This is a genomic window from Olivibacter domesticus, from assembly GCF_900109575.1.
GTDB lineage: Bacteria > Bacteroidota > Bacteroidia > Sphingobacteriales > Sphingobacteriaceae > Olivibacter > Olivibacter domesticus.
In genome coordinates this window covers 2,294,586-2,320,197 of record NZ_FOAF01000001.1, presented here as the reverse complement: position 1 = coordinate 2,320,197, position 25,612 = coordinate 2,294,586, and the positions used below count along the sequence as shown (strand labels likewise).

The following is a 25,612-nucleotide window of genomic DNA, read 5'->3' as shown; positions in this document are numbered from 1 at the left end:
TACATATTTGAGCACATTCTTAAATGGATGACAATTGTGTGTGGCATTTTAGCATATATATCCATCCGTGGAGGACTTATTTTAATTTTTTGGGAGTAGGGCATGAATAGCTACCTCTTGGTGTTTGCCTTTTAGCTGAATGCTGCCTAATATTTTACTGCTATAATCTTTCGCGACATTTAACATAGATAATAGATCGGCACTTATAATGAATTCTTCGTTGAATTCATTGCATTTACCCAAAATTCTGGAAGTCGTATTAAGCACATCCCCCGAATAGGTAATATCTCTTTTTACGATACCAATTTCACCTGCAATGACATCTCCCGAATGGATGCCGGCTTTAAAGGTGGGCACTAAACCATAACGTTCTTGATATTTTTGTCTCTTTTTTTCGATAGTCATTTTTATATCAAAGAAACACTTTAAGCAATGTGCATTTTCCATACCATCTTTATAGCTCCAAGCAACCACCACTTCATCTCCGACATATTGATAAATGTTGCCCTTGTTTTCAAGAATGGGATTGGTTATATCGGCAAAGAAATCTTTGAGTAGGGCATGATATGTTTCATTCCCCAGTCGTTCTGCAATTGTGGTAGAAGCATTGAGATCTAAGAACATAAAGATGCGTTTTTCTTCTTTAGGAATATTATATTTTCCACTGATAATATTTAAAAAAGTTCGATGGCCGAATTTACTGCTTACTTGTAATAACAATTGCGTAAGAGCAACTATAAAAGCCCATACCAGGCCATTTTTAAGAGGGTAGCTATCCGTAATAAAGTCAAAAATTGCCTTTCTTGTTGTTGGGTCTGACAGCGGTTTCCCTGTTTGTAAAGGAACGATGGTAATACCCATCACCAATGTAATAAAGCCTACGATTAAGATAAAAGAGATACTGACAATAAAAATCGTATAACCGTAGGGTTTATCCCTATATTTTTCATCTATGTAAAAAACGAGCATGCTGCCTCCAAGTAAAGCACCTATAAGTCCGGCCCCCATATTTCGGAGTACAGATAATAGAAAGGAGTAATTTGCTGCGGGGCCTAAAGAGGCATTCGTATGAAGAACCAGATGATCATATACAGCGACAAAGAACCCTAGTATTAGCCAGGCAATAATGATGATAACGAGCTGCTTCAGCTTTAAAAAAGTTCCTCTTTTCATGAATCCCATTGCGTATTGTTGGCAACAATCCTCTATTTTACCATACTTTTTTATTAGATGCTTTTAATACATCTATTGCATATAAAGCAACTTCATCGCCCTCTGTTACCGCACCGATTCTTTTCTCTAGGTTTCTTTCCCAATCTTTTAAGGCCTCTTGAGGTGAAATTCCACAGCCAAATATACCCGCTTTCATGTCTGGACCTAATAAGCAACAAAATTCGTTTCCGTCTTGAAATACAACTGGTTGCAGCTCCTTAACTGCTTTCGAAAGCTCTTTCCCTTCGTAGTTTATAGACACTTTCAGTTGTTCTGCAATCTTCATTTGTTTCATAATCAAGCTTTAAATATATGTTTATATAAAAACACTGGAAGTGGAGATTTGTTATTGTATTTTAGCAACCATGAATGCTATTGCTTCTCCTTTCAAGTAAAATTAAAAAAAGAACAATTTAATTCCATGAAATAAAATGATAAAACTAAAATTTGCTGGTAGGATAGACCAAAAGAAAATAGTAAGCTTAGGTCCAAAGGGCACTAAATGTTATTTGTTTTTGGGGCTTTTATTGCTGATTTTAAGTTTATCAACATCTCGACTATATGCACAAAAGAAAATGGAAAGAGAATATGGTATTAAAGCCTCTGCAGCGCCTGAAAGAGCACGCGCTTTCGTGCATAAAACTTATATGAGGACAAAGGTGAAATGGTACCGAGAAGAAAGCCTGAATGGTTTTACCATCGAAGCAAAGCTTAAATGGGAAGGTAAAAAGCATAGCATTGAGTTCGATACATTAGGTAAACTTCAAGATATAGAAATTACTGTTCAATACCAGATGTTAAATGATGTCATCAAGAGGGGAGTTGATAACTATTTGAGTAACACTTTTCAAACGTATAAAATTAACAAAACTCAACTACAATTAACGGGTAATGAGTCTGCCTTGCAGGCAGCGATACTTAATAAAACCAATAATTCAAGCATGGTGCATGAGAAATACGAACTTGTGGTGGAGGGTAAACGTGAGGGCGATAAAATAAAGACATTTTACGAAATATTAATTGATGAGCACGGAAAAGTTGTTCACCAGTTGAAGATTGTCGAAAGAAGGGTTAACCATCTAATATTTTGAAGTTTAATTGATATTAATGAAAAGAACCTATTTATTCACCCTTGTACTATTGTTTTCGCTTCTTTTTAGTTTTGGACAAGATCGTTATCAATTTGGAGTGATTCCACAAATCAATAATGGATTTGCATTTGGGGATGAATACGAACTTAACTCAAAGCTTGAAGTACGACAACTTCTGAAAGATGGGCCTGAAAATATAGCAGCAGGTAAAGGATTCCATTTTGAACGTACAGACATAGAAACAGTGTTGAATAGAAAGTTAAGTCCCTTAGATGGAATAGCAGTAGGGTACCTTTTTAGGGTAGAAGAAGGACAGATTATTCATCGTTTTATCCAGCAATATTCCTTCATACGAAAAAAAGGTGGTTTTCGTCTTGCACATCGATTTAGAACTGATCAAACACTGGATGACGGTGATTTTTCTTTCAGGTTTAGGTATAGATTTGGCATAGAAAAACCGTTGGCAGGACTAGAAATAGATCCTAAGGAGTTTTATCTGAAATTTAATAATGAATATTTGCCAACATATAGTGAACGTTCATTTGATATAGAAATAAGAGCATTGGCCTCTCTTGGATATAATTTATCGGATAAAATGAAGTTTGAGACAGGGTTAGATTATCGTGCCGAAGACATCGTTTCAAAAGACACGGAACATCAGTGCTGGTTGAATATAGGCTGGTTTCACAGTTTCTAATGATTAACAGGTATAATAAGGAATATTTATGATGAAAGAAACAGATATTGAATGGCTACTGGAACCAAAAGATATGATGAGTTTTTTGATTTCTGTAATATGCGGTTGCATTATTGGTATTGAGCGAGAATATAATAATAAATCAGCAGGCTTGCGGACTATTGTACTTATTTGCTTAGGTTCAACAATTTTCACCATCGTATCTAAGTATGGCGTAGGCAGTGACGATAGAATTTCCGCTAATATTATTACAGGAATCGGTTTTATTGGCGCCGGTGTGATATTTAAAGATCGATTGTCGGTATTGGGATTAACCACGGCAGCGGTAATATGGACAACCGCTGGTATTGGGATGGCCGCTGGTATTGGGTATCATGCATTAGCACTTACGTTAACCGCAGTCACCATTATTGTCTTATCCTTGTTTACAAAAGTAGAAGCCCTAATGGCGTTAATCCATAATCAGAAGTTGTTGAATATTACGTTTGAAAATGGGAATATGGAAAATTTGCATCGTATGGAGAATTTTCTGAAGGAAAGAAAAGTAAAAAATAAGCGTATTTCTTTGCGCAAAGAAGATGAGAGGCTGTATGTAATTCTTGAAGTGACGGGTACAGGAAAGAGGCTGGCTCGTTTAGATGAAGAAATTATTGAATTACCCTATATTATCGCATTTAGTTAGGCACGATCCATCAGTGAATATATACTAAACTATCCCCTAAATGTTAATCGAGACTTACCTGACGGTAGCACAATACCTTAAAGCTACAAAAACAGCGCTTTTACAGAAAGAGTTGGAGAATAATTTGATATTAGGTATCTGTAACCAGCTATTCGATCAACGTGAATTAAACGAAGGTTATCGATTTCTGAACGTTTTAGAGGGGGACAAATTAGCAGTAAGTGCCATAAGCACGCCATTAAAAATTATACTTGCGTCGACAGAGGATATAGGGGAGGAGGGGATTAGGCTTTTGACTGGTTATGTTGCGGCCTATTGGGATAGACAGAAAGGAGTTGTTGGTCCGCTGTCCGGTGTCGAACTATTCACCAAGTTTTTTCATAGGAATATTAATCAACAAACGAGATTATGTTTATATGGTCTTTCAGCATTTAAGCAAACCTCTACGGTGGGTGGAAAATTTGTTCCGGCAACAGAGATCTACCGTCAACAACTGGTCGAATGGTCTGTTCAATTCTATAATGAAATCAGGTCATTACCTCAGAAAAACGAAGCTGCCGTTCAAAAGATAGTTAATACATTAATAGAAACGTCATCCCTTTTCTGTTGGGTTAGGCATGAAAAACTGGTAAGTATGGCCGCTATCATCAGACGCACTGATCACATAGCAATTGTAGGAATGGTTTACACTCCTCAAGAAGAAAGGGGTAATGGTTACGCCCTAAATTGCGTAAAAAAATTAAGTGAATATATCTTCAGGCAAGGATATACTAGCTGTGGATTATTCACAGATAAAGATTATCCGATATCAAATAAAATGTATCAAAAAATTGGATATGAGCCTGTCAGTGATTTCCTTGATGTCGAACTTTGTTAAAATACCCACCACCTGAACGGCCAACTAGGTTACCTACGTCTCTTGTTTAAAATGACATTTAGATTAAATATATAAGTTTTTTTAAATTTTTTTTTGCAAAACATACTAACTAGTACGTAATGTCAAAAGCAGCTACAACAAGACTTACTATTTTACAGAAAGCTTTTTATCTTATCTATAGAAAGGGCTATCAGGCAACGAGTATTGATGATATCATTGCAACTACACAAGTAACGAAGGGAGCTTTTTTTTATCATTTTAAATCAAAGGAAGAAATGGGGTTGGCCATGATTCATGAAATCATGTATCCAGGTATGTATGCATCTATGATAAAGCCTTTGTTGGATGCCGATGATCCGCTGAATGAAATTTATGAAATGATGAAAGCACTGCTTTTAAAAAATCCATTTTTCGAAGTGAAATATGGTTGTCCAGCTATCAACTTAATTGATGAAATGGCCCCATTAAATGAAGCATTTAGAAAGGCCTTAATGCAATTGATTGTTCAGTGGCAAGAAGCAATCAAAAATACATTGTTGATTGCCCAGAAAAAAGGCAAGATAAATAAAGAATTGATGCCCGAGCAGATTGCATTATTTGTCTCTTCTGGTTATAGTGGTATTAGAAATATGGGAAAGATCTTTGGCAAAACTTGTTATAAAACTTATCTTAATGAGCTTAAAAAGTATCTTCTGCAGCAATAATTTTTTTAGCTAAAAACATACTAATTGGTATTTTATTTTATACAACAGATCTATGCTCCAAATACTATTGACCTTACATTCATTTTTTCGATGGCTAGTCCTGCTGATTCTTTTATATGCAATCTATCGATCGGCAAAGGCCTATTTGGCTGGTCGGTCTTTTAACAAAATCGATAATGCTATACGACATTGGACGGCTACTATCTCCCACATTCAATTAACAATCGGAATGGTGTTATACTTTAATAGTCCAATTGTTAACTATACGTTCACTAGCGAGGAGAACGGAAGCTTAATAAGCGAAGCTTATTTTTTCAAAATTGTTCATATTACTTTCATGATTTCCGCTGTGGTGCTCATTACTGTCGGATCTTCACTCGCTAAACGGAATGAGCTGAGCACAGATAAATTTAAAACCATGTTTTTGTGGTTTACGGTAGCACTTATCTTTATTTTTCTTGCTATCCCATGGCCATTTTCACCTTTAATTAGTAGACCTTACATACGAAGTTTTTAATCCATATACTCATTGAGATTAGTTATGTTACACTTTGTATTAAGGTTTAGGTTGATTTTGAATGTTTACTGCGTTGTCTTTGCTGTCTCTAGAGCTTGCAAAACATAGATACCCTCGCGGTTTATACGTAACTCTTTATAGCGGTTGCCGTTTTGTATCTGTACGAGATATACAGGTTGAGATATATTTGGAATCATAATCTCTCGTGCACGAAGGATAGAGAAATTTCTAAATTTTTTATATACACTGGCTGCAATATTGGTTGGAACATTTTGTTTTGTATAGTATTTAATAGTATACATCCAATTACCATCATTATTATAAGTTACAGCGTGTGGAATAGAATCACGCTTGAATTTTGCAACCACTCCATCACCAATTCCGTACCATTTCACTTTATTTGAAGCATCAAAGTTTTTTGTGAAGTGGTTTATTATGCGTGGATTGACGTCATAAGGAACGTCAGGATTATGTACCATGTCGAATGATTGGGCATTTCGTTTTGCACCTGGTTTTGTTGTCCCTTTTAAAGCCAATAGCTGAGCACTGGCAAGACTTGTGAAAAAAACAGTTATTATCACGACAACTGTTCTTACTGACCACATCTTTTTCATAACTAATGTATTTAATGGGTTATATAAAATTTTTAATTGAACACCTTAGTTCAAATGGCGATGAAATTTTTCTTAAGCATTTTATTGTGCTTTCCTAACATCTTGACAAAAAAAGACAATGAAAGTACGATATCCAATGAATTTTAGCCCAACAGCAAGTATTTAGACTAGTGGCTGGTTATGTGCTTCAAAGGTCGTTCGTCGTGCGTAAAACGTTGTTTAGCAAAAAAATATGGATCTAATTGGAATTTAGGTAAATTAGATTTCCAATATAGAAAGAACATGATAGCGCTAACTAAAAAGTGGTTGAATCATCAATATGGATTTGCTGCACTATTCTGGATACTTTATTTTCTTTATGAATGGCTTAGTGTTGCATCTATGAATAGCGAGTATAGGAGATATTTCATTTCAGCCTGCTTGATGGTGCCCACTACATTTTTGGCTTCTATGCTAACGGTGCATGTTTATTTTGCTAAATTATATTTAAAGAATAAACGCCGTTGGTTTTGGATAGCGGCTATCAGTACAATGTGTGTCTTGCTTTTAGTTCGCCGACTTTTTTATTATTATTATATCTATCCCCTATATTACCCAGAGGGAATGCAGCAACCATTCATTTATGTACCTAAATTAGTTATCGATGTAGTAAATATGTATTTAATAGTTGGCTTATATTCGCTTATTTATTTCTTCCGGTCTTATTACGAACAACAAAAGCTAACAGCTACGCTTCAAAAGGAAAAAATTAGGTCGGAACTGGAATTGCTGAAGTTACAGGTACATCCTCATTTTATTTTTAATACCTTAAATAATATTTACTCCTTTTCGCTTCAGCAAAAACCCAAAACAGCGGATCTGATACACCGTCTGTCATCTTTTCTCGATTACAATTTGTATAAAGCCAAAGATAATACGGTGCCTCTATCGAAAGAAATTGAATACCTTCAACATTATATTGAACTGGAAAAGATCCGCTTTGGAAATAGATTGGATGTGTCTTTAAACATTTTATCTGAGATTGAAAAATTCAATATAAGTCCGATGTTGTTACTGCCTTTGGTAGAAAATGCTTTTAAACACGGAGCGGGAAAATTGCAACAGGATGCATGGATACGCATAGATATTTCTGTTAAAAGAGATGTCCTAACGGTGAAGGTAGAAAATAATTGCCTGGAATATAGTAAAAATGGAACCGAGAGCGCTGGAATAGGTCTGGAAAATGTAAAAAGACGATTGGAAATTTTATACGAAGGGGGGCATGAGTTTAGTGTTTTGAAGGAGTCGGGTACTTTTTTGGCCATACTTAAAATAAAAAATGGAACCATTAAATAAAATCAAGTGCATGGCGGTAGATGACGAGCCACCAGCGTTGCAATTGCTTACTTCTTACATTGAAAAAATCAGTTCACTACAATTGGTTTTCCATAGTAGTAATGCCTTAGAAGCATTTAATTTTATTCAGCATCATGAAGTGGATATTCTTTTTATAGATATCCAAATGCCGGGACTTAACGGACTGGAATTTATAAAAGCTTTATTTCATAGGCCGGCTGTTATCATGACAACAGCCTATCGGGAACATGCCGCCGAGGGCTTTGATCTCGATGTGTTAGACTATTTAGTTAAACCATTTCGATTTGAACGCTTCTTGAAGGCTGTATGTAAATACACCCATACAACATCAGCTGTAAACAGCGTTGAGGTAACTACAAACATTCAACAAGAAGATGTTTATATGTATTTTAATGTAAATAAGGAACTACTGAAAGTATTTCTAAAAGATATTCTTTATATAGAGAGTATCAAAGACTATATAAAGATTGTGATGCATCAAAAAACTATTGTGACGTACCAACGTATTAGTTATATGGAAGAAAAATTACCGGAGGATAATTTTATAAGAACACATAAATCATTTATTGTGAACCTTCAAAAAGTTACTTCTTTTAAAAGTGATCGCTTGAAAATTGGTGCAGAATCCATTCCGATTGGCCGGTTTTATAAACGAAATTTAGTAGATAAGCTAAATGATAATTTAGGCATTTAGAAATATTCCTGAAATAGCGGGCAAAGCAAAATTGAATTCGTAATTTAGAGATATGGGAAATGAACAAGAAATAATTTCGACCATAATCGAGGCATTCAAAAACCATAAACTTGATGCGAAGATTATTGCGGAAATAAAAAAAGAGCTAGATGATGTGAATAAAGACAATTCATCAAAGGATAAACCCTTAGAATATATTTATTCTGATAATTATAAAGGAGACCGATATACCGTGGCCATCAAAATAACAAAGTCAGAAAACGGTGAGTTGATAATAGGTGACGGTAGTCTTAAATATGATGAATAACCCAGTCGTAAAGGTGGTTCTGTCAAAAGCTCAAAGAATTGATAGTAGAACTAAATAACCCACCTATGAGCAAGTACTGATAGATGGGTTATGTTAAAAAGATATACTTGAAAATAATTATCTAGTACAATTCGCTGTCCAGGTTCCTGTGTTGTTCGATACGAGCATTTTTAATGAACTGGCAGTAATAGTGATTCCGGTTAGTCCATCCCCAACACTAACGTAAGTGTTATCGTCTTCCTGTTGAAATTTTACCCCTGTAATATTCGGGATATTGCTTCCAAAATCAAATGAATAGGAGTCGTCTACTTTAACAACCGTCACACGGCCGTCATCATCAGTGATCGTTTCTCCATCGTTATTAAATGTGATGGTTCCGTTATAAGTTCCTACAAAAAGATCGTTGTCTGCCGGATCATCATCTTTACTGCAAGCCACAGAAAACATTAATGTGACCATAATTACTGCTCCTAATACTTTAATCCTGTTTTTCATAAATCTCCCTTTTTGATAATAACAGGCAAGCATAGTGCCAAAGTAGATTATTAGACTAGCTTCACGAAGATCAATGATCGCATTCGTCTTATCTTTGTCTACGAACAAGCGTCCTATCTGCCACTTATCCCACATCCTTCATTAAACAAAACCCGTAAAAATACCTGATTGTTTATTCGGGTATTTTTACGCTTAAAAATAGGCTTCCAAAGCTTTAATATTGTCTTATTATTTGTCAAGGAAGGACAAAAAATTACTCACTAAATTATGTAACATTATGTCACAATCCGGTATCATCCCTTCGAAAAACAGTTTCGACATCGTTCTGACGAAAACGATCACTGGCAAGACGGTCATCGAAACCCCCATATGCGCATTTAGCTACACATGGGACTTTAATACTAACATGGGGCAGGCCTCACTTGATGCTATCAATAGCACGAAGCTGGGCATAGTCCTTCATCCTACAGGAATCGCAGGTATGCTTGCCTTCATGTCTGACATGAAGCCTACCGGCTACCAAATTGACGGACAGCAAGTGATTCTCAACCGCATCGTGCTGATGATAGATGCTGTAACGGGTGAACATCGTGCGGGAATTATGTTCAATGAGGATGGTTCTACCATCGAAGTTAGCGCCAATTGGCAGAACGAGCATAATACGCTCGTCGTTTCAATGATACGGAAAGCAGAGCCGCAGCTCTTCCGGTAACAGAAGCTATTATTTACGTTCAAAAAGCAAAAACTAATGAGTGCAAATCAATCCAATTTGGGGAATCCCCAATATGGCTACGATCTGGTGGTAGCCACTACACAGGAAAGCATTAATGCAACCATGAAAGAGTATCTTTACAATACGGTATTCACCCCAGTTAAAATGTACTGGAATCAAGATAACGACGGAAATCCCGTTCCTGTTTCCTATGATGATCTGATGCAACAAACTAACGGTACCGATCCGTTGACCGTTCATAGTTGGAACAGTAGCGATCCGATGACACCGGAGATACAGAATATTAACAACAGTAATTTTTATTTCGCATTTGAAGCGGCAATCGGTATTCCGAGCGAGATGGATCCATCTCAAATTCCGGATATTGTGACTTTACAGGTCAATAGCAACTCGGTAGTCTTCAGCCTACTTTGTGCGCAATTTACCGTTGTTACCTGTAACTTCGGTCGCCACGGACTATTGAGTCTTCTCAATGTATCGCAGCCTGAAAACGCACCGTGGATGTTTACATCGACCGTTGCACTGAAAGACATTTTCGATAACGAGAACTTGCCGCCTGACGTCCAGAAGGAGCTCAATAATTTAGGGCCAAATGCATTCAGCGTACAGCAGTTGTTATTCGATTTGGATAATGCAGCGCTTGAATCGGTCCCTGTTATCAGTGGTATTGAACCAGGAACACCGGCATATAACGCACTTTCACAGGTCTTTACTGGTGCTTATTTCGAAGCCATGAAAAAAACGGCACAGCCAGTACTAAACTACTCGATACTTCCGAACAACCCTAACGATTACGACCCTTCCACATTTACATTGACCGATCTCGCACTGGAAGTGAGTCCGTACGTTGATCCGACAACAAAAAAACAAGATGTACCCGATTTAAACACGCTGAATTATCTCGGTGCTATTAATGATAATTCATTACCGGCTAGCGTACAGTTCAGCTGGAATTGGATTGATCAATCCGAAGAGGCAGACTTCAACGGGGTAGTGTCTATTCGCAGTGATAATTTCATCGAGTGGATTCGGTCGCAGTTCTCTTTGTCGCTTAACTCCATTACGTTTAAGCCGAACTGTAAATGTTGGGATGAAAATTGGATAGAACTGTACTATCAGATAAGCTTCGATCCGGATGCGTCTCCACAATCCTATAGCGTGATTAATCCAAGAACGACCGACTCGGGAGGATTTACGCAGGTGCTGAATTTCAATTATTCACAGTATTCCGGCCAAGATGGAGGCTCGCCATGGTACGGAGTATGGGGTAACTTGAGCTGTACCTACACGTCTGCTTCAACTATAGCAATAAAGGGAAACCAAATTAAAGTAAATACATCGGTTAATGCATTTGTCCACGTAAACGTTGAAGGCGGCGTAACGGAAGGTAATTTTGCCAGCTACGCCTCAGAGGTAATATATACATTAAGTGTCAACCAGTACGGAAACCTGGTGGCTAATGTTTCACCACCAAACGTAACCGACAATTCTGAAAATCCGGATATTAGCGGCTGGTCTAAATTTACTAGTCTCGGTACAGTTAATGACGTAATCGATGCAGAGCGGTCATACCTACAAGGTATATTAACCGACTTCATGGACGGTTTCGACAACTCAATCAGCGGTGTAGCTAACAGCCCGCAGAAGTTTGTATTCCCAGGTGGTAACACATTCACCTTCAAAGATGTTGTCTTTTCGGATTATCAAGATCTTGTATCCCACATCACATACGTACAGCCAACAGGCGAGTACGCTCAAAAGCTCGCGCAATTCAATAAAATAGTCATAGAAGAATAATCGATCAGGCCTAGGTAGCCGGACGGTTGCTCGAGGCCTTTTCTTCTAGCATGTTTTCCGTACGGCGACGTTACGGAACGGCTATTTCTTACACTTAAACAGAAGAAACTATGTCAGCAACTAAAATATCCGTTACTTCAGAATTAATGAAGAACTATAAGCAGGCTGCAATCATGTCGCCTGAAAAGAAATTCGAAGCCTTGCAGACAAGCATAGGTAATTCGATGTTGTTCTCGATCGGAACAGATAACGTGTTCTATGTAACACAAGAAAGTCCCACTACACAGGTGGGTTGGGTAAAAACAGATCTTAGCTCCGCTCTTGTTCAGCCGGCATTCCCACAAGGAGGTGCAATATGTAAAACATTCGAGGCGGCGCAAAGTGCAATCGACGAAACCATTGGTATTGCCATGGCAATCAACGATTCCACCGGAGATAACCTGTTCCTGTGTTTAGGTAATTCCAATGCAGACACCTCATGGACAAGCAATCCCAACTGGGTCAGTTACCCTTACGACAATCCCGACAAACCGTTAAGTAAAGTTGTAATCGTTAATATCGAGATCAGCGAAACGATTAACAGCAGCCAATATATTGTAGTAGACGTGCTGCGTGATCCAAGTAGCCCAGAACAGCTCATTTCTCGCTACTACATTGATACGAAAAAGACAAATGGCTATACATGGCAGGCGCATGATATCAGCATTGATCTTGAAGCAGATCAATATGTAAGCTGTCTCGGGCGCCAATACCTCACAGAGAGTCCGCATCAACCCACCATCGACGGTCTTTATACCTGTGGGCAGGTTGACGGAAAAGCACAATTCATTTTTCAGCCGCTTTACAATGTTTTCAATTCCAAACTGCCTGCACCGAGCGCACGTCTCAACCTACCAGGGCAGCTCATTCCGGAGTACCTTTCTTCTTGCCGAAAAAGCGATTTATCTACCGATCTGTATGTGACGAGCGGCGATGGATTATATTATTTTGCCAGTAGTAACCAGAATGACGGCAGTACTGGCGTGCTGATTCTGCAAAATGCACTGTTAACCGGCATATCCAAAATGTTCACTGTACAGATCGATAACATCGTGATGCTATGGGGACTTAACGGCAACGACCAGGTTTTTTACCTAACATGTCCGGTTGGACAAGAAACGGATGCTAGCTCATGGTCAATTCCGCTCCCTATCCTCACTGACGTAGATATGTTCTCGCCGTATATCAACGTGGTCGATTATGGTAATACGTTTTTTGCGGTAGCCGGCAATACGCTGCAAAAGCTGGTAAAGTCGGTAGAAACTTCCCTTTGGAGCTCTCAAAGTATTGCACTTCCGACGCTCGATATGAGCGATACACAGCAGTATAACTCCTATACTACAACAATTCAGCTAACCGACGAGAATGATCAAGCAGTTGTAAATAAACCTATTTCTATCAAGGCCAATACGCGTACTGGTGTTTACATTAATCACCTGTATTATGTGGTCGACCCAACTGGCATTACCGTGGATACAGACCAGTTTGGGAATGTCACCGTAATCGAATGGGTGGACGGCCTTACAGGTACGCAGCTTAATATTTCAGGCAGCAGCGACGGGAAGATAAGCGCTCTGAATCCGATGGACGGATCAATGCAGAAGATTGCCGCCCTGAATACGGTTTCCAGTCTGCGTAATGCCGTTATTACAAATGACGATGGCTCAACAGTACCGCTCGTTAGTAGCGCTGTCTCTGATCAGGATTTGCAAGTAGCGGCACAAAGCAATACTAGTCTTGGAAATGCATACAATCATTTGTCGACAAACGGATCTTACTCCTTTTCAAAGCGTGGCGGGTATGGGTTGAAGCTTGCAGTGGCGACGCCACAAGCCACTGCTGCCGGTGACTTTCTGGATGCACTCTGGGTGGATGCCGGCGATTTGTTCCGCTGGCTGGAATCAGGTGTAGAGGCCTTTGTGCAGATTATCGAAGACGCCGCAAATAAAGTGTGGAATTTTGTTGTGAGAATTGCAGGCAAGGTCTACGCTTGTGTGCTCGACGTCGTGGAGAAAGTTGTAGAGGCCGCCGTCTGGGTATTCAATGTAATCAAAACGGCAATCGAAGACCTCATTAAATTCCTACAATTCCTATTCGGATGGCAGGATATTCTCACTACGCACAAAGTAATGAAGAATGTTATCACCCAATTTTCACAGCAGAGTATCGACAACCTCAGTGATTACAAGGCTAATCTCGCGGCCATGTTTCAATCACTGCAGTCGGATATTAACCAATGGGCTGACATTCCGAATTTCGATCAGACACCCGCGAGCGTAACCTCATCCAATCAACCGTTGGGTGGACAAAACAGCTCTCCTGCCAACTTGGGTATTCATCATTTTCAAGGAAATGCTGAAAACGTAAGTTCCACCATCAACCCTGGAACGGTAACCGAGACCATCTTTCAGGACCTGATCACACTGATGCAGAACGAAGGTGCTACGCTATCTGGAGCATGTGAAGCGATTAAAATAGACATCATTGATCAGATCAATTCATTGAGCATGACACAGATTATTCAGAAATTTATGGCAATACTTGCAGATACGTTAATCCAAACGGCTGAAAACGTCATGGAGGCAGCGCTCGATGTATTTATTCAATTGGTACAGGGTATGATGGACTTGCTGACGGCCAAACTCGACATTCCAGTTCTGTCCTGGCTGTACAAGGAAATCAGCGGTGAAGATCTATCATTTCTCGACCTGATTTGCTTGATTGGAGCTATTCCGGCAACAATTATTTATAAAATCAGTGCTGGGGTTGCTCCATTTCCTCAAGATGATGCTTTTTCCGAAAGTATGATCAATGCCGGAAGTTTTGAAGAAATTCAGGCGCTTTTCTATACCACATCGCCGGTTTACGAAAATACCATGATAGCTGGACACATCACGAGCGGTATGGCTGTTGTGAAAACGGAGACCCCAGTGCTTAACCAAACGAGACTGAAAGTGTTCGGTTTTGTAACCGGTATCTTTGCTTTTTTGGGTAGTGCCGTACTGATTGTCGTTACGGGAATCCAGCGTGTACTCGACGAATTACCGTTTGACAACCCTTTGCCAAAAACGCTCGCAACGATTTCGGCCATTGCCAATGTTGCTTACATCTCACCAAATATTGCTACAATCATCAACGCCGTGACCGATAATTGGTACCAGCAACTCAACAACGCCCTTACCGGAATTAGTGTTGTAAAAGGATTCATAAACATTCCAATTTCCGTGGCAAGTAAGCCGATTTTTGGACAAGTTTCAGCGTTCATTGAATCGTTTATAAACGTTGTGTGGAACGTGCCGGTGATCATGAATATCGTGGACAATTATAGTTACTGGAATTCTACCTATAAATCACTGATTCCCGAATCAATTGGCAACTTTTGCTTCAATTTCGGTGGTATTATGGAATTCCCGATTGCGCTGACGAAAGATCTCAAAGCGAAAGCCATCGAAAGTGCCGTGCAATTTGGTCTCATGCTGTTGTATGGTATCTTTATGCCCATTGCCGGAGGGATCTATTCATTTGTTGAACAGCAGGACCATTAGGCCTGTTTTTTGGCAAGTATCTCGAAATAGAGAACTTTCGATCCTTATTCTGCAGTTTTTTTAGATAGATTATTGTTAAATGGCATGCCCTAAGCACTTACTTAGGGCATGCCAAGCATAAAAGATATAGTGTTATCCGTATTTATTTACAAAAAAGAGTCTACCTAAATCAGATACATTTGGGTAGAAGAAATGATAACTTAGTATTAACATAAATTTAGCTTTTTTTATGTTTTTTTGTTATTGTTGGGGCATTATTAATGATAAACACAAATTTAATATATGAAAGGTGCTTCTCTTTCGTTACTTGGGTTACTGTTCTGTTTCAGTATACTTGCGCAGCAACGAGACCGGTCTTCCTATAAATTAATAGCTCATCGCGGGGGTGTCGTTGACGAGTATACACCAGAAAATAGCCTACCGGCATTGAACCGTGCTATTGAAGCGGGTTATTGGATGGTAGAGGTAGATTTACGAATGAGCCGTGATAGTGTATTGTTTGTCCATCACGATAACAATTTTAATCGGTTCTTTAATGTAGATCGGAAGGTTAATGAGCTAAAATGGTCTGAAATAAGTAGTCTTACAAGTGATGTAGGTACCAAAATACTCACCTTTGAGGAAGTGCTCAGAAACAGTCGAGGTAAGATCAAATTAATGATCGATAACAAGATTACGGGGAATGACACGATATTATTCTCAAAAATACTGAAGATTATGAAACAATATGATCAGTTGGAAGACGCTTATATGATAGGAAGAGAGGAGTCCACAACCTATTTTACCGGAAAGATTAAGTTGAGTTGTACACGTCAACAAATAGAGGAAAATAAGCAAAAGCCAGGATACAAGGCCGAATATTATTATCTTTTTTCTGACAATATTAGTCGAGAAGATGTAAGCTGGGCTGAAAAAGAAGGTGTTCCTGTTGTTGGTGTTATCAATGCTTGGAGCATGTCAGATAGGGAAAGCATCACAGCAATGGCATCATCGAAAGCTGAAAAGCTTAAAGCAGCAGGCGTTCGAATATATCAAATCGATTCCATATTTGGAGAACTATTAAAGTAAAAAAGAAAAGCAGCACCTGCTCCCTTAATCATAGTGTTAGGGCCTGATTTAAAGGCCAAACTGTCGTAAATGGTGATCAGCATGTTTATAAACAAAAATCCCTATTTGATCACGTGTCATGCGTCCAAAAAAATCATGTATAAAGTTTGGATTCTCGTAATATTCATAATTAGCAATAAGAGACACCCAGATGTGCTTTTGGTTTTCAATATCCCCCTCTTTTTCTTTCACTGCAAATTTACCGGCAGGCATTCCTTTACTCATTGGTTTGTCATCTTTGGTATTGCTTTTTAATGCCATTTTGCCAAAAAGCTTACCAAGAAAATCTTGTTTATATACTGGACTATTCTTTCCTTGTATCCATTCGTCCCAGATAGTGCAATGTTTAGTCATTTGATAGCTATTCATTTTGCCCCACAAGGCATTGTTGTCAGAACTTAGGGAGTTTATCCTATTGATTAATTCCCTTCGAGTTTCTTCTTGAAAAACAGATTTCAAATTCATATTCGTTAATTGAATAAAGGTTAACTATTTGGAAAAGTTATCCACCAAGTATTGCCGAAAGGATTGTATCAGCACTTGCAGGCAGTTTGGCATACTCATAACTTTCCTGTTAATTTCTCAACAAAAATCGGCCAACCGATCTCATGAAAATTGAATAAACACGACATTTTAATTTTTTTTATAAGGTACGGTTATATATGAACAGGGATCAGCTTATCACCCTTAAGCCTGGTGAGTCATTGGCGACCTCTATTATCAGTCATTCTATAATTTGAAATTGGAATTTTCACTCCTTTCACGAAAGTACTCTTTTGGTGTAATGCCCGAAAATTCTTTAAAATCTCTTATAAAATGTGCTTGGTCAGAATAGCCCGCATCAAAAGCTATTTGTGTCAGCGTTTTTTTGGATTTATCCTTTTGAGATAAGGCGTTTTGAAATCTAATAATCCGAGAAAATGTTTTTGGGCTGAAGCCTGAATACTGTTTGAAATTTCGTTCAAATTGCCGCATCGACAGGAAGTTTCGTTGAGCCAATGCATCCACCTCAATGGTGCCATTCGTTTTCGTAATATAGTTAATGGTCTCAAAAATTCCAGGTGGAATAGGAGGGATTTTGCAAAGCCTGTTTTCTAAAAATCTTGTAATAATTTTTACCCTTGCTGGAAGATCTTTTGCCAACATGATTCCTTCTTCAAGACCATCGTCATGTTTGCCAAGCAGTGATTTCAGGTCTATCAGTTGGTTTTTTAGCTCAGTAGAAGGGATTGAAAAAAGATGAGATATAGCATAGGGATATAAATGTGCCCCAAACATGGCAAAATCCCTATTTATTGAAAATATTCTAAATTTTTCCGATTGAGAAGTAAGCCCGGATATAATCGATTCTTCCTGGCGCCCATCGTGATAAACTTCATTAAAAGCACCGGAATAGTGAAATACTAACGCGGCCATACCATCAGCCATTAGCCTGAAAACATATGGGCTCAAAATACTGGAACTTCCTTCAAGTGCCCAAAAGCTAGACACATACCTTGAAAGTGAGGCTGGTGGCTGTATAGTGATGAATTTCATTTGGTCTATAATTCAAAATAGAAAGACAATTGAATAACAAGTGGATAGATTAAAGCTAAGCTTTTGTATTTCCCATCCAGGAATCGGTAATCGAAATTTGTCTTGTTTAAGCCAATTATCTTACTTATTGTTGCGACCAGACGGCAAGCTCATAACCATCAGGATCTATAAAATGAAAGCGTTTACCACCAGGGAAATTAAATATATCTTTTTCAATAATGCCTCCGGCCTTTACAATTTTATCCTTGGTTACTTCAATATTTTTCGAATAGAGAACAAGTAGTATCGTACCTTTTACAGGTTCACCAGTCGTAAAACCGCCATCAACATAATCACCTTCAAAAGCAGTGTAGGTGGGCCCGTAGCCAGTGAAAACCCAGCCAAAGCATTTTGCGTAAAATGCTTTGGCTCGATCAATATTTTTTGATAGAAATTCGATGTATTGCACCTGCTCGTGCCTCAATTTTTGTATACCAAGTTCAGCCATGTCTTTTTTTTATAAATTTAGTTAGTTCCAGTTATAAAACTTTGAAAAAAGTCAACAAATTAAAATTGCGAGCTGAATTTTGATTAACTTAATTTAACGGATGTCGAACTATGGTGTCTGATTTGTAGAACCGAATTCAGTGGCTTAAAGATTTATACCTTTTCTTTGCGGAGATAACCGTCTGGAGTAACACTGAGCTCATAACAAACAACAATCCTATATAAAAAGAGGCATTCATCTCCTTACCCTCCTTAAAAAAAAGGAATGCAAGTAAGATAGCATAGAGCGGCTCGAGGTTAAAGCTCAGATTTACCGTAAATGCCGAAAAGCGCTTCAAAGATTCCGCAAACAATATATAGAGTCCTACCGTACAAAAAATAGCCAATAGGAGCAGATAGAAAAAGTCGCTTTGACTCGGGAAGAGACGCTGTGTCGGGAAGAAATATAGGTAGACAGGCATCAGTAAACCTAAGCCAATTGTTCCTGTACACATTTGGTAAAAATTGATCAATTTTGCGTCATGCTTACTAACTAAACGTTCGTTGAAGATAGTGTAGAGCGCCGCAAAGGCTGATGATATTACGCCAAATACGATCCCCAGTTGATAGGAGGCATCAAAATGGAAGATTAGACTAATGCCAAAAAGCGTTATGGCACTTAGCAGGAGCTCTGACATGGAGAATTTTCTTCTGTTAATCAGCGGTTCAAAAATTGCGGTAAAGAAACTGGTTAGGCAGTAACAGACAGCTCCGATTGATATGTTAGCATACTTGATACTGGCATAGAAAAACACCCAGTGTATGGCGAGGAAGATCCCCACCTTGCCAACGGCAAATTGTTCTGCCATTCTTAACTTCGAAGGTGTTTTGGTGATAAGCAATAATATATATGCTGCAATGGCTGAGAACAATACCCTATACCAGGCTAACAATCCTTCATTAAGATCTATTAGTTTTCCGAATACACCTGTAAAACCAGCAAGAATAATAGCAGCGTGCATTGCTAAATATGACTTTTTCATTTTTTTTAATTTCCTATCAGATGATACCGATAGTGTCAATCAATTTGTATTTAATAAATTCAATAAGAAACTACCCCGATATGATGTCGATACCAAAGGGGATATAGAGCAGGAAAAGGCTCTATTTATTAGATTGCACGAATGGGTGAGTCGTTGAAGAACGCTTCGGTAAAGAGGATCGGCCTCTTAAACGAGGAAGGATAAGCTCTTTCGGTTGTATTGTTTAACATTTGTCTAAAAAAAATATAAAAGCCAAACCTACGTAAAAATAATGATTTATAAGCAAGAGAAACTTAACAGAAATAGGATAGTACAAAATTCAGAAGTCAGTCAGTACCACCACCAATGCTGAGTTGATGAAGAATTGACTATAAACAATACGACAATGCAATAGCTGGTTTTGCTGTTATAAAGATTTATAATTGCTTTATTTTAATAGTTTTTTAACTAAATATAAAAGCCTATCTAATATCCAATAACAAGATTACTTAGCTATATAGAAAGACTGGCTAAAGGCACCATTTGCAGCAATGTCCCAGGCCTCAATTCGAACCCATGTTCTATCACTAAGTTTCGTTTTAAACTGTAATGACTGTGATCCAAAAGCCTCTGTTTTAGTAAGATCGATCTTTTCTCTATAAACTTTATTCCCATCACCCGAAATCACTTCCACAAAATTCATTGGAAAAGTCCAGTTTAGATCGAGCTTAACCGTGGCAAGCCCGGAATCGTCGAGTTGTAACGTTTCTCCTGATTGCTTACCATTGATGGTTAAGCTTGGCATTAATACTTCTCCGGTACTGGTGAAGAACCGGCCTTTTTGCATACTATTGAGCACTGGCTGCCAGCTATCAGTAAATTTAGGTAGAGAGTCGAGCATCAGATAATTTACGTTCATATGGGCATACATCTCGTTTTCCGGTGTTATTGTAAAAAGATCGGCTTCGGAGATGACGGTCTTTTTTAAGTTCCAGTTGTTCATGTCGTCCATTAAATCAAGTACCCGTTTGCCAAGTCTTGGTTGGGATAAGTCGGCGGGCATAGGCTTCCATGCGGCGCCCATAAAATGATCCGATAAAAAGAAGTCTTCATTTTTATAGAGATCGGGCGTCTCCACTGAGCCTTTTGTCCGTGCGTGGGCTGTCCACGCTAGACCATTTTCCTGTTCAAGAAGTTTAAGCATATCCTTTTTATCCCCAATATGGTATATCTTTCCATATGATGGATGGTTCTCTGAAAATGCGAGCCCTTTTTCACGCGACATAATCCAATAAACAGGCTTGGGAAAAAGAGAAAGCCAGTGGCCCCCAAAGAATTCATTGGGTTCTTCGCCAGGCAGAAGGAGAAGCCTATCGTCCGACAGTCGTTTGCATTGTTCAAAAAGGGCGTGTAGTTCTTTTAACCTTTGTTCATCTGGTCCTTTAGGGTGTGCTGTATAATGAAATTCGGCCAAATGCACGATATCAACCCCTGTTCTTTTAAATACCTTAACAAAATCAGGAACTTCAGGGATGGGCTTATTTGCCAGTACAACGTTCATGATGAATTCGTTGTGAAAATGGCTTGACATCGTTTTATAACCCGGAAGTTTAACATACGCATCATTATGCGTGAATTTTTTTATGGCGGAAAAGGTACTGTTTTCATCTTCCGTGCTCAACAGGCAAAAGAAATTTAGGCGTTGCTTGGTTCCCGGAGGAGCATTGAACCAAGGCACAAATCTTTTGTCGCCCTGCAGGTCTTGTCGGATGCCAATACCATATCCGTCAACCATTTTTCGATAGTTATTACCATACCAGGTGAATTTAAGATTAAAGGCTTCATCAAGCGGATAAAAGTATTGGTGCGGTGCAGGAAACAACGCTAGCGTACCTTGTTTTCCTTTTGCGGCAATGGTGCGGTATTTTACAGCAATATTTTTGGAAGTATCAGTCGGAACCATATTAGTGGTTTGCAAACTGTCGGCTGTATTGATCCAGGATACAGTTTCCCATTCTGGGGCCTGGCTTACTAAACCAGCATCGTAAACGATAGCAGAAGAATCGATATCTGTGGCCATTACTGCCGCAATATTAAAAAGCGGACTACCATTATAAAAGGTGATTTCAAGGTCGCCGTTGAAGCTATCTGCCTTAAGCGAGGAGATTTTTACTACCGTGTGGCTTCCAACAGTTTCCACCACTGCGCTAGATTTTTCCAGTTTTACGTCGTAAGTTTTAAAAGGTTTTTTTGGTACCTTATCAAAAAAAATGTTCCAACCGTTTTGTGAGACCAAGTCTCTTTTACCGATAGTTAACAAAAAAGAAGGGTCTAGATTTGAAGAAACAAGCTTGGCCGATTTCACCTTTCCTAACAGGATACGACTAAACAGGGGTTTCCCGTTTTCCATATCGAGCTCAACTTGTCCATAATCATTATTACCGGCAGGCCATTTTATTTTTAAGATCTTGTCTCCATATGTTAAGCTTGCCCCAGCTTTTTTATCGAACTTTTGGCTGTTTATTGCGGGTGTTTGAGCTAAAATAATATTTGTACAACAAATAAAAAAGAGAATAACAATTGGGCGGATAAGCATGTAATTCATTTATAATGGGTTTCTACAAAATAAGGCAAAGTGATTTTATTAACAAAGTCAATGTGTTGCAAAATTTCGATAATGTGTATCAAAGCAAATAATAGATTCGATCTATTCGTTTGGTATACCTCTATAATTTACCAGCTTCTGTACCTATAATGCTAGTATATTTTCTTGAACTATACATTTCTTGTTCTGCCACAAGATCAGGGAGAATTTATGGTCATTAGGTAAAGAAAAAATAGTTGCAAGTTTTAACGTTTTTTTGGGGATCGGAATATGCCGGCTGAGATATGTCTTCCAGCAGAGTTTGGGGATAGATGTAGATAATCCCTAGGAATAGTATCCTGATCTATTTCATTCAAAATAACCCGGCCCGATTGCTGAATGTTCCACATTATTGGAATATTACTTGTATCTTTCTCAATAGTTCCATTATTATTCAGACCCATAAAGCGGGCATTGCTGGTGATCAAGGAATTGTTAAAAATGTAGTGTGATTTATAATCTTTCATACTTACCCAAAAGCAATTGTTATTGGCTACAATATTATCGCTGAAAACAAAATCTGAATATTTCCCAAACCAGATAGCGCCTTCATAAGATCCGTATAAGATAGAATTAGTTAATGAAAAGCCCGTGACGGATAAAAATAGCAAAAGTGCATTCTTGCATTCATAAAATATGCAATGGTCTATTTTAATATCACTCCCTTGGGCAAAGACCGCTCCCTGGATTGGAGCAGCATGTTTATTCCCGACAAAATAACATTGCGATATTTCCATACCTTCCAGCTCGGGGCGATGACGTTCAATGGCGTAATAATAAACGACTGAAGGGTGGCTATTGCCAACAAATTTTATACCCCTAAAGCAAGTATTATTTCTTTCAACCTGAATACCTATACAATGATCGAAATTTCCATAATTTTTGTTGTTGGGAGAGACAGACTGTATCACAGGCATTTTGGACGGCAACCAATCCTCACTATCGGGCAAAATAGAAGCTTCTATTGTATATTTTGCGCTATTTTCTGTTATACCGCTGGATTCAAGAACCACCTGCCTGGTAAGTGAATACAAACCTGGGGCCAATTTTATTGTAATGGGATCATTTCCACTAAAACCATTTGCTAAGGAAACTGCTTTTTCAAGGCTAGCCAAAGGGTCATGCATTGCTCCTGTAGCATCATCTTTTCCTTTTGGATCAACGAACAACGTTTGTGCAATTGAAGCAGTAGTCGAAATTATACATAAAACATATAGAGAAATTAATTTATAGGTTTTACCTGATTTAATGATGCTAAGATACATGACCGTTAATTTTTGTTATATTTCGTTCAGCAAATTACCTTTTTGTTGAAAATATCGTTGAGCAAGATTGAAGCAAGTTTGTTCAAAATGATTCAAGTGAACAAATAGTATTCCACAGCGCGCGGCCGTCGGGAGATTAATAAATACGATTGAGAATACGAATAGGAGATGGCTTGTACCGAAAAGGGCAATCCAACTCAATTTTCTTTACGAGAAAGGTTGGTTTTAAAGAAAGTATATTCAAGTTCCACAACTATACTTTGTAATGATGTAAATATTAAAAAAGTATAAGATCATATAAAAGCTGCGCAAAAAACACTGAACTTTGATACAAAATAGTAACAACAATATACCTTCAGATATTTATATGGCAAAAGACTTGGATATACTTTATGCCAACCGTATTGGCGATTTTTCAGAAAAAGAAGCCCATTTCAAAAAAAGAGGCAAGCTCTTTTCTTCCTTGAGATTAGTTCTTGGGATTTTTATAGTAGCTGGAACATGGATGGCTATGACATATTTGTCTACGTTTTGGCTATCAATAGCACTAATTAGCACAGCAAGTTTTCTTGTGATAGTTATTGCCGATGCCAAGGCAAATAAACAGCGTTTACATTTTTATCGTTTAAAAACAATCAATGAACAAGAAAAATCTTCCTTAAGAGGGGAATATTCGTCTTTGCCATCTGGTTCCATATATGTAGATACAAATCACCCCTTTTCATACGATTTAGACGTTTTTGGAGCCAACTCTCTTTTCCAGAATATGAATCGAACGTGCACATTTTCCGGTGAACGTTTTCTGGTAGAGAGTCTTAAATGTACGAATGTAAATGTTGCGAAGATACTCGAACGCCAACATGCAGTGTCGGAGCTAACGTGTTTGGTAGACTTTCGACAGCATTTCATGGCAATAGGCTTAGAAAACCGGGAGGATTCAGAAGATATTTCTCAACTTACCGCATGGCTAGAATCTCCAAAAAACACTCTAAATAGGCCCATTATTCGTTTTTTTAGCTTTTTACTACCTACAGTCACCCTCTCCATTTTAATCTTTGCTATCGTGGGAATGATATCATATGTTGGTTTAATTGTTTCCGTTTTAATAAATCTCGTATTTATACAACTATTCAATAGCCCCATAAATAGAGCTCACGCTATCATTTCACGCAAACACAACCTATTAAAGAAATATGCTCAATTGTTGCAACACTTAAACACGCAGACATTTAGCAATCAACGTTTAATAACACTATTAAAAAACAGTGAGAACGCCCATACAGAGATAAATAGGCTATCGCGTATCATGAGTTTTTTTGATCAGCGGTTAAATGATCTGGTGGCAGTTGTATTAAATGGAGTCTTTCTTTCTGACATTCATTGTATTGTGGCACTCTACAGATGGAAAAAGAAACATAAAAAACAAATGCCTGAATGGTTAGATAGTATTTTCACGTTTGATGAACTAAATTCACTGGCGAATTTCGCTTTTAACAATCCTAGCTATTCTTACCCCAAATTTTCTGCATCAATTTTCATAGAAGCTGAAAATTTGGGACATCCACTAATTAAAAATCATCCATGTGTATCAAACAATTTCGGATCTCTAAGAGAAGAAAAAGTGGTGATTCTCACGGGGGCCAACATGTCTGGTAAAAGTACATTTCTCCGGACAATTGGAGTCAATCTGATATTGGCTTATTGCGGCGCTCCAGTCTTTGCAACAAAATTCACCTGTAGTAATGCAGTTATTTATACAAGTATGCGTGTGACAGATTCATTGGATCAGGACACCTCATACTTCTACGCGGAGCTTAAACGACTTTCTCAAATAATGGATAATTTGCGTAAAGGACGAAAGATGCTAATTCTCCTTGACGAAATTCTTAAAGGAACAAACTCGGCTGATAAATTACATGGATCTATTGGTCTTATTGAAGAGTTCTTAGCGCATGAATGTCTATGCGTGATCGCTACCCATGATCTTGCTTTGGGAGCACTCGAAAATAGCTATCCGAAAGATGTAAGTAATTACTGCTTCGAAAGTCGGCTTGAGTCTGATAAACTTAGTTTCGATTATAAAATAATTAGGGGAATTGCGCAAAATAAAAATGCTACTTTTTTAATGCAAAAGGCCGGGCTAATAAAGTAAACTAGTAACATGTGCAGACTAAATCTACAAGTTCGATGATGGCATCGGCGGTTAAGGAATA

24 protein-coding genes are annotated in these 25,612 nt (G+C 38.2%); 14 read left to right on the top strand and 10 right to left on the bottom strand.

What is annotated here, in order from left to right; genetic code table 11:
* Nucleotides 1-81 precede the first annotated feature (81 nt).
* Together BMY50_RS10055 and BMY50_RS10050 are read right to left on the bottom strand one after the other, a co-directional pair.
* Nucleotides 82-1,173: an adenylate/guanylate cyclase domain-containing protein gene (locus BMY50_RS10055; protein WP_093323063.1), complete on the bottom strand. Its 1,092-nt coding sequence runs from the start codon at nucleotides 1,171-1,173 to the stop codon at nucleotides 82-84.
* Between the two features lie 37 nt (nucleotides 1,174-1,210).
* Nucleotides 1,211-1,507, bottom strand: a complete 297-nt coding sequence (locus BMY50_RS10050) for a hypothetical protein (RefSeq protein WP_093323059.1) — start codon at nucleotides 1,505-1,507, stop codon at nucleotides 1,211-1,213.
* A gap of 136 nt (nucleotides 1,508-1,643) precedes the next feature.
* On the opposite strand from BMY50_RS10050, the gene BMY50_RS10045 reads away from it, so the two are divergent.
* The 6 genes from BMY50_RS10045 to BMY50_RS10020 all read left to right on the top strand — a co-directional run bounded on the left by BMY50_RS10045 (nucleotide 1,644) and on the right by BMY50_RS10020 (nucleotide 5,780).
* On the top strand, nucleotides 1,644-2,303 hold the full coding sequence (locus tag BMY50_RS10045; protein ID WP_093323056.1) for a hypothetical protein: 660 nt from the start codon (nucleotides 1,644-1,646) through the stop codon (nucleotides 2,301-2,303).
* A 16-nt stretch (nucleotides 2,304-2,319) separates the two neighbouring features.
* A complete protein-coding gene (locus BMY50_RS10040) occupies nucleotides 2,320-3,000 on the top strand; it encodes a DUF2490 domain-containing protein (RefSeq protein ID WP_093323053.1) in 681 nt (226 codons plus the stop codon).
* Between the two features lie 28 nt (nucleotides 3,001-3,028).
* Complete coding sequence (locus BMY50_RS10035) at nucleotides 3,029-3,682, top strand: MgtC/SapB family protein (RefSeq protein WP_238383712.1); 654 nt, start codon at nucleotides 3,029-3,031, stop codon at nucleotides 3,680-3,682.
* Between the two features lie 40 nt (nucleotides 3,683-3,722).
* Entirely contained in the window at nucleotides 3,723-4,559 is an 837-nt protein-coding gene (locus tag BMY50_RS10030) for a GNAT family N-acetyltransferase (RefSeq protein ID WP_093323050.1), read from the top strand.
* A 119-nt stretch (nucleotides 4,560-4,678) separates the two neighbouring features.
* Nucleotides 4,679-5,263: a TetR/AcrR family transcriptional regulator gene (locus BMY50_RS10025; protein WP_093323047.1), complete on the top strand. Its 585-nt coding sequence runs from the start codon at nucleotides 4,679-4,681 to the stop codon at nucleotides 5,261-5,263.
* Between the two features lie 52 nt (nucleotides 5,264-5,315).
* Nucleotides 5,316-5,780 (top strand): hypothetical protein, encoded by a 465-nt coding sequence (locus tag BMY50_RS10020; RefSeq protein WP_093323044.1) that lies wholly within the window; start codon nucleotides 5,316-5,318, stop codon nucleotides 5,778-5,780.
* A 65-nt stretch (nucleotides 5,781-5,845) separates the two neighbouring features.
* On the opposite strand, the gene BMY50_RS10015 is transcribed toward BMY50_RS10020, so the two are convergent.
* The gene (locus BMY50_RS10015) at nucleotides 5,846-6,394 is read right to left on the bottom strand and encodes a hypothetical protein (protein WP_093323042.1); all 549 of its coding nucleotides are present in this window, start codon (nucleotides 6,392-6,394) and stop codon (nucleotides 5,846-5,848) included.
* 282 nt (nucleotides 6,395-6,676) lie between these two features.
* On the opposite strand from BMY50_RS10015, the gene BMY50_RS10010 reads away from it, so the two are divergent.
* Genes BMY50_RS10010 through BMY50_RS10000 form a run of 3 tightly spaced genes read left to right on the top strand, consistent with a single transcriptional unit; the run spans nucleotide 6,677 to nucleotide 8,751 of the window.
* A complete protein-coding gene (locus tag BMY50_RS10010) occupies nucleotides 6,677-7,729 on the top strand; it encodes a sensor histidine kinase (RefSeq protein WP_093323796.1) in 1,053 nt (350 codons plus the stop codon).
* Nucleotides 7,713-8,444 carry a LytR/AlgR family response regulator transcription factor gene (locus BMY50_RS10005; RefSeq protein ID WP_093323039.1) on the top strand — a complete coding sequence of 244 codons (732 nt, stop codon included), beginning with the start codon at nucleotides 7,713-7,715 and terminating at the stop codon, nucleotides 8,442-8,444. Before BMY50_RS10010 ends, BMY50_RS10005 begins: the two co-directional genes overlap by 17 nt.
* A 52-nt stretch (nucleotides 8,445-8,496) precedes the next feature.
* A complete protein-coding gene (locus BMY50_RS10000) occupies nucleotides 8,497-8,751 on the top strand; it encodes a hypothetical protein (protein ID WP_093323037.1) in 255 nt (84 codons plus the stop codon).
* Between the two features lie 117 nt (nucleotides 8,752-8,868).
* On the opposite strand, the gene BMY50_RS09995 is transcribed toward BMY50_RS10000, so the two are convergent.
* Nucleotides 8,869-9,246 carry a hypothetical protein gene (locus tag BMY50_RS09995; RefSeq protein WP_093323794.1) on the bottom strand — a complete coding sequence of 126 codons (378 nt, stop codon included), beginning with the start codon at nucleotides 9,244-9,246 and terminating at the stop codon, nucleotides 8,869-8,871.
* Nucleotides 9,247-9,523: 277 nt separating this feature from the next.
* Between BMY50_RS09995 and BMY50_RS09990 the strand changes: the two genes are divergently transcribed.
* The 4 genes from BMY50_RS09990 to BMY50_RS09975 all read left to right on the top strand — a co-directional run bounded on the left by BMY50_RS09990 (nucleotide 9,524) and on the right by BMY50_RS09975 (nucleotide 16,428).
* Nucleotides 9,524-9,958 (top strand): hypothetical protein, encoded by a 435-nt coding sequence (locus BMY50_RS09990; RefSeq protein ID WP_093323035.1) that lies wholly within the window; start codon nucleotides 9,524-9,526, stop codon nucleotides 9,956-9,958.
* Between the two features lie 36 nt (nucleotides 9,959-9,994).
* Nucleotides 9,995-11,776 carry a hypothetical protein gene (locus tag BMY50_RS09985; RefSeq protein WP_093323032.1) on the top strand — a complete coding sequence of 594 codons (1,782 nt, stop codon included), beginning with the start codon at nucleotides 9,995-9,997 and terminating at the stop codon, nucleotides 11,774-11,776.
* Nucleotides 11,777-11,886: 110 nt separating this feature from the next.
* Nucleotides 11,887-15,360, top strand: coding sequence for a hypothetical protein (locus BMY50_RS09980; protein WP_093323029.1), 3,474 nt, complete (start codon nucleotides 11,887-11,889; stop codon nucleotides 15,358-15,360).
* Between the two features lie 282 nt (nucleotides 15,361-15,642).
* Nucleotides 15,643-16,428, top strand: a complete 786-nt coding sequence (locus BMY50_RS09975; RefSeq protein WP_093323027.1) for a glycerophosphodiester phosphodiesterase — start codon at nucleotides 15,643-15,645, stop codon at nucleotides 16,426-16,428.
* Between the two features lie 48 nt (nucleotides 16,429-16,476).
* Here the strand turns inward: BMY50_RS09975 and BMY50_RS09970 are convergent, their stop codons facing one another.
* From BMY50_RS09970 to BMY50_RS09945, 6 genes are all read right to left on the bottom strand, one after another.
* Nucleotides 16,477-16,932, bottom strand: coding sequence for a DUF1569 domain-containing protein (locus BMY50_RS09970; protein ID WP_202907779.1), 456 nt, complete (start codon nucleotides 16,930-16,932; stop codon nucleotides 16,477-16,479).
* A 264-nt stretch (nucleotides 16,933-17,196) separates the two neighbouring features.
* Complete coding sequence (locus tag BMY50_RS09965) at nucleotides 17,197-18,003, bottom strand: AraC family transcriptional regulator (protein WP_093323025.1); 807 nt, start codon at nucleotides 18,001-18,003, stop codon at nucleotides 17,197-17,199.
* A 124-nt stretch (nucleotides 18,004-18,127) separates the two neighbouring features.
* Nucleotides 18,128-18,490, bottom strand: coding sequence for a VOC family protein (locus tag BMY50_RS09960; RefSeq protein ID WP_093323024.1), 363 nt, complete (start codon nucleotides 18,488-18,490; stop codon nucleotides 18,128-18,130).
* Nucleotides 18,491-18,626: 136 nt separating this feature from the next.
* Nucleotides 18,627-19,511 (bottom strand): DMT family transporter, encoded by an 885-nt coding sequence (locus BMY50_RS09955; RefSeq protein ID WP_093323022.1) that lies wholly within the window; start codon nucleotides 19,509-19,511, stop codon nucleotides 18,627-18,629.
* Between the two features lie 484 nt (nucleotides 19,512-19,995).
* Nucleotides 19,996-22,086: a CehA/McbA family metallohydrolase domain-containing protein gene (locus tag BMY50_RS09950; protein WP_238383711.1), complete on the bottom strand. Its 2,091-nt coding sequence runs from the start codon at nucleotides 22,084-22,086 to the stop codon at nucleotides 19,996-19,998.
* A gap of 254 nt (nucleotides 22,087-22,340) precedes the next feature.
* Nucleotides 22,341-23,399: a right-handed parallel beta-helix repeat-containing protein gene (locus BMY50_RS09945; protein ID WP_093323016.1), complete on the bottom strand. Its 1,059-nt coding sequence runs from the start codon at nucleotides 23,397-23,399 to the stop codon at nucleotides 22,341-22,343.
* Between the two features lie 325 nt (nucleotides 23,400-23,724).
* Between BMY50_RS09945 and BMY50_RS09940 the strand changes: the two genes are divergently transcribed.
* The gene (locus BMY50_RS09940; protein ID WP_162276574.1) at nucleotides 23,725-25,551 is read left to right on the top strand and encodes a MutS-related protein; all 1,827 of its coding nucleotides are present in this window, start codon (nucleotides 23,725-23,727) and stop codon (nucleotides 25,549-25,551) included.
* The last annotated feature ends 61 nt before the right edge of the window (nucleotides 25,552-25,612 follow it).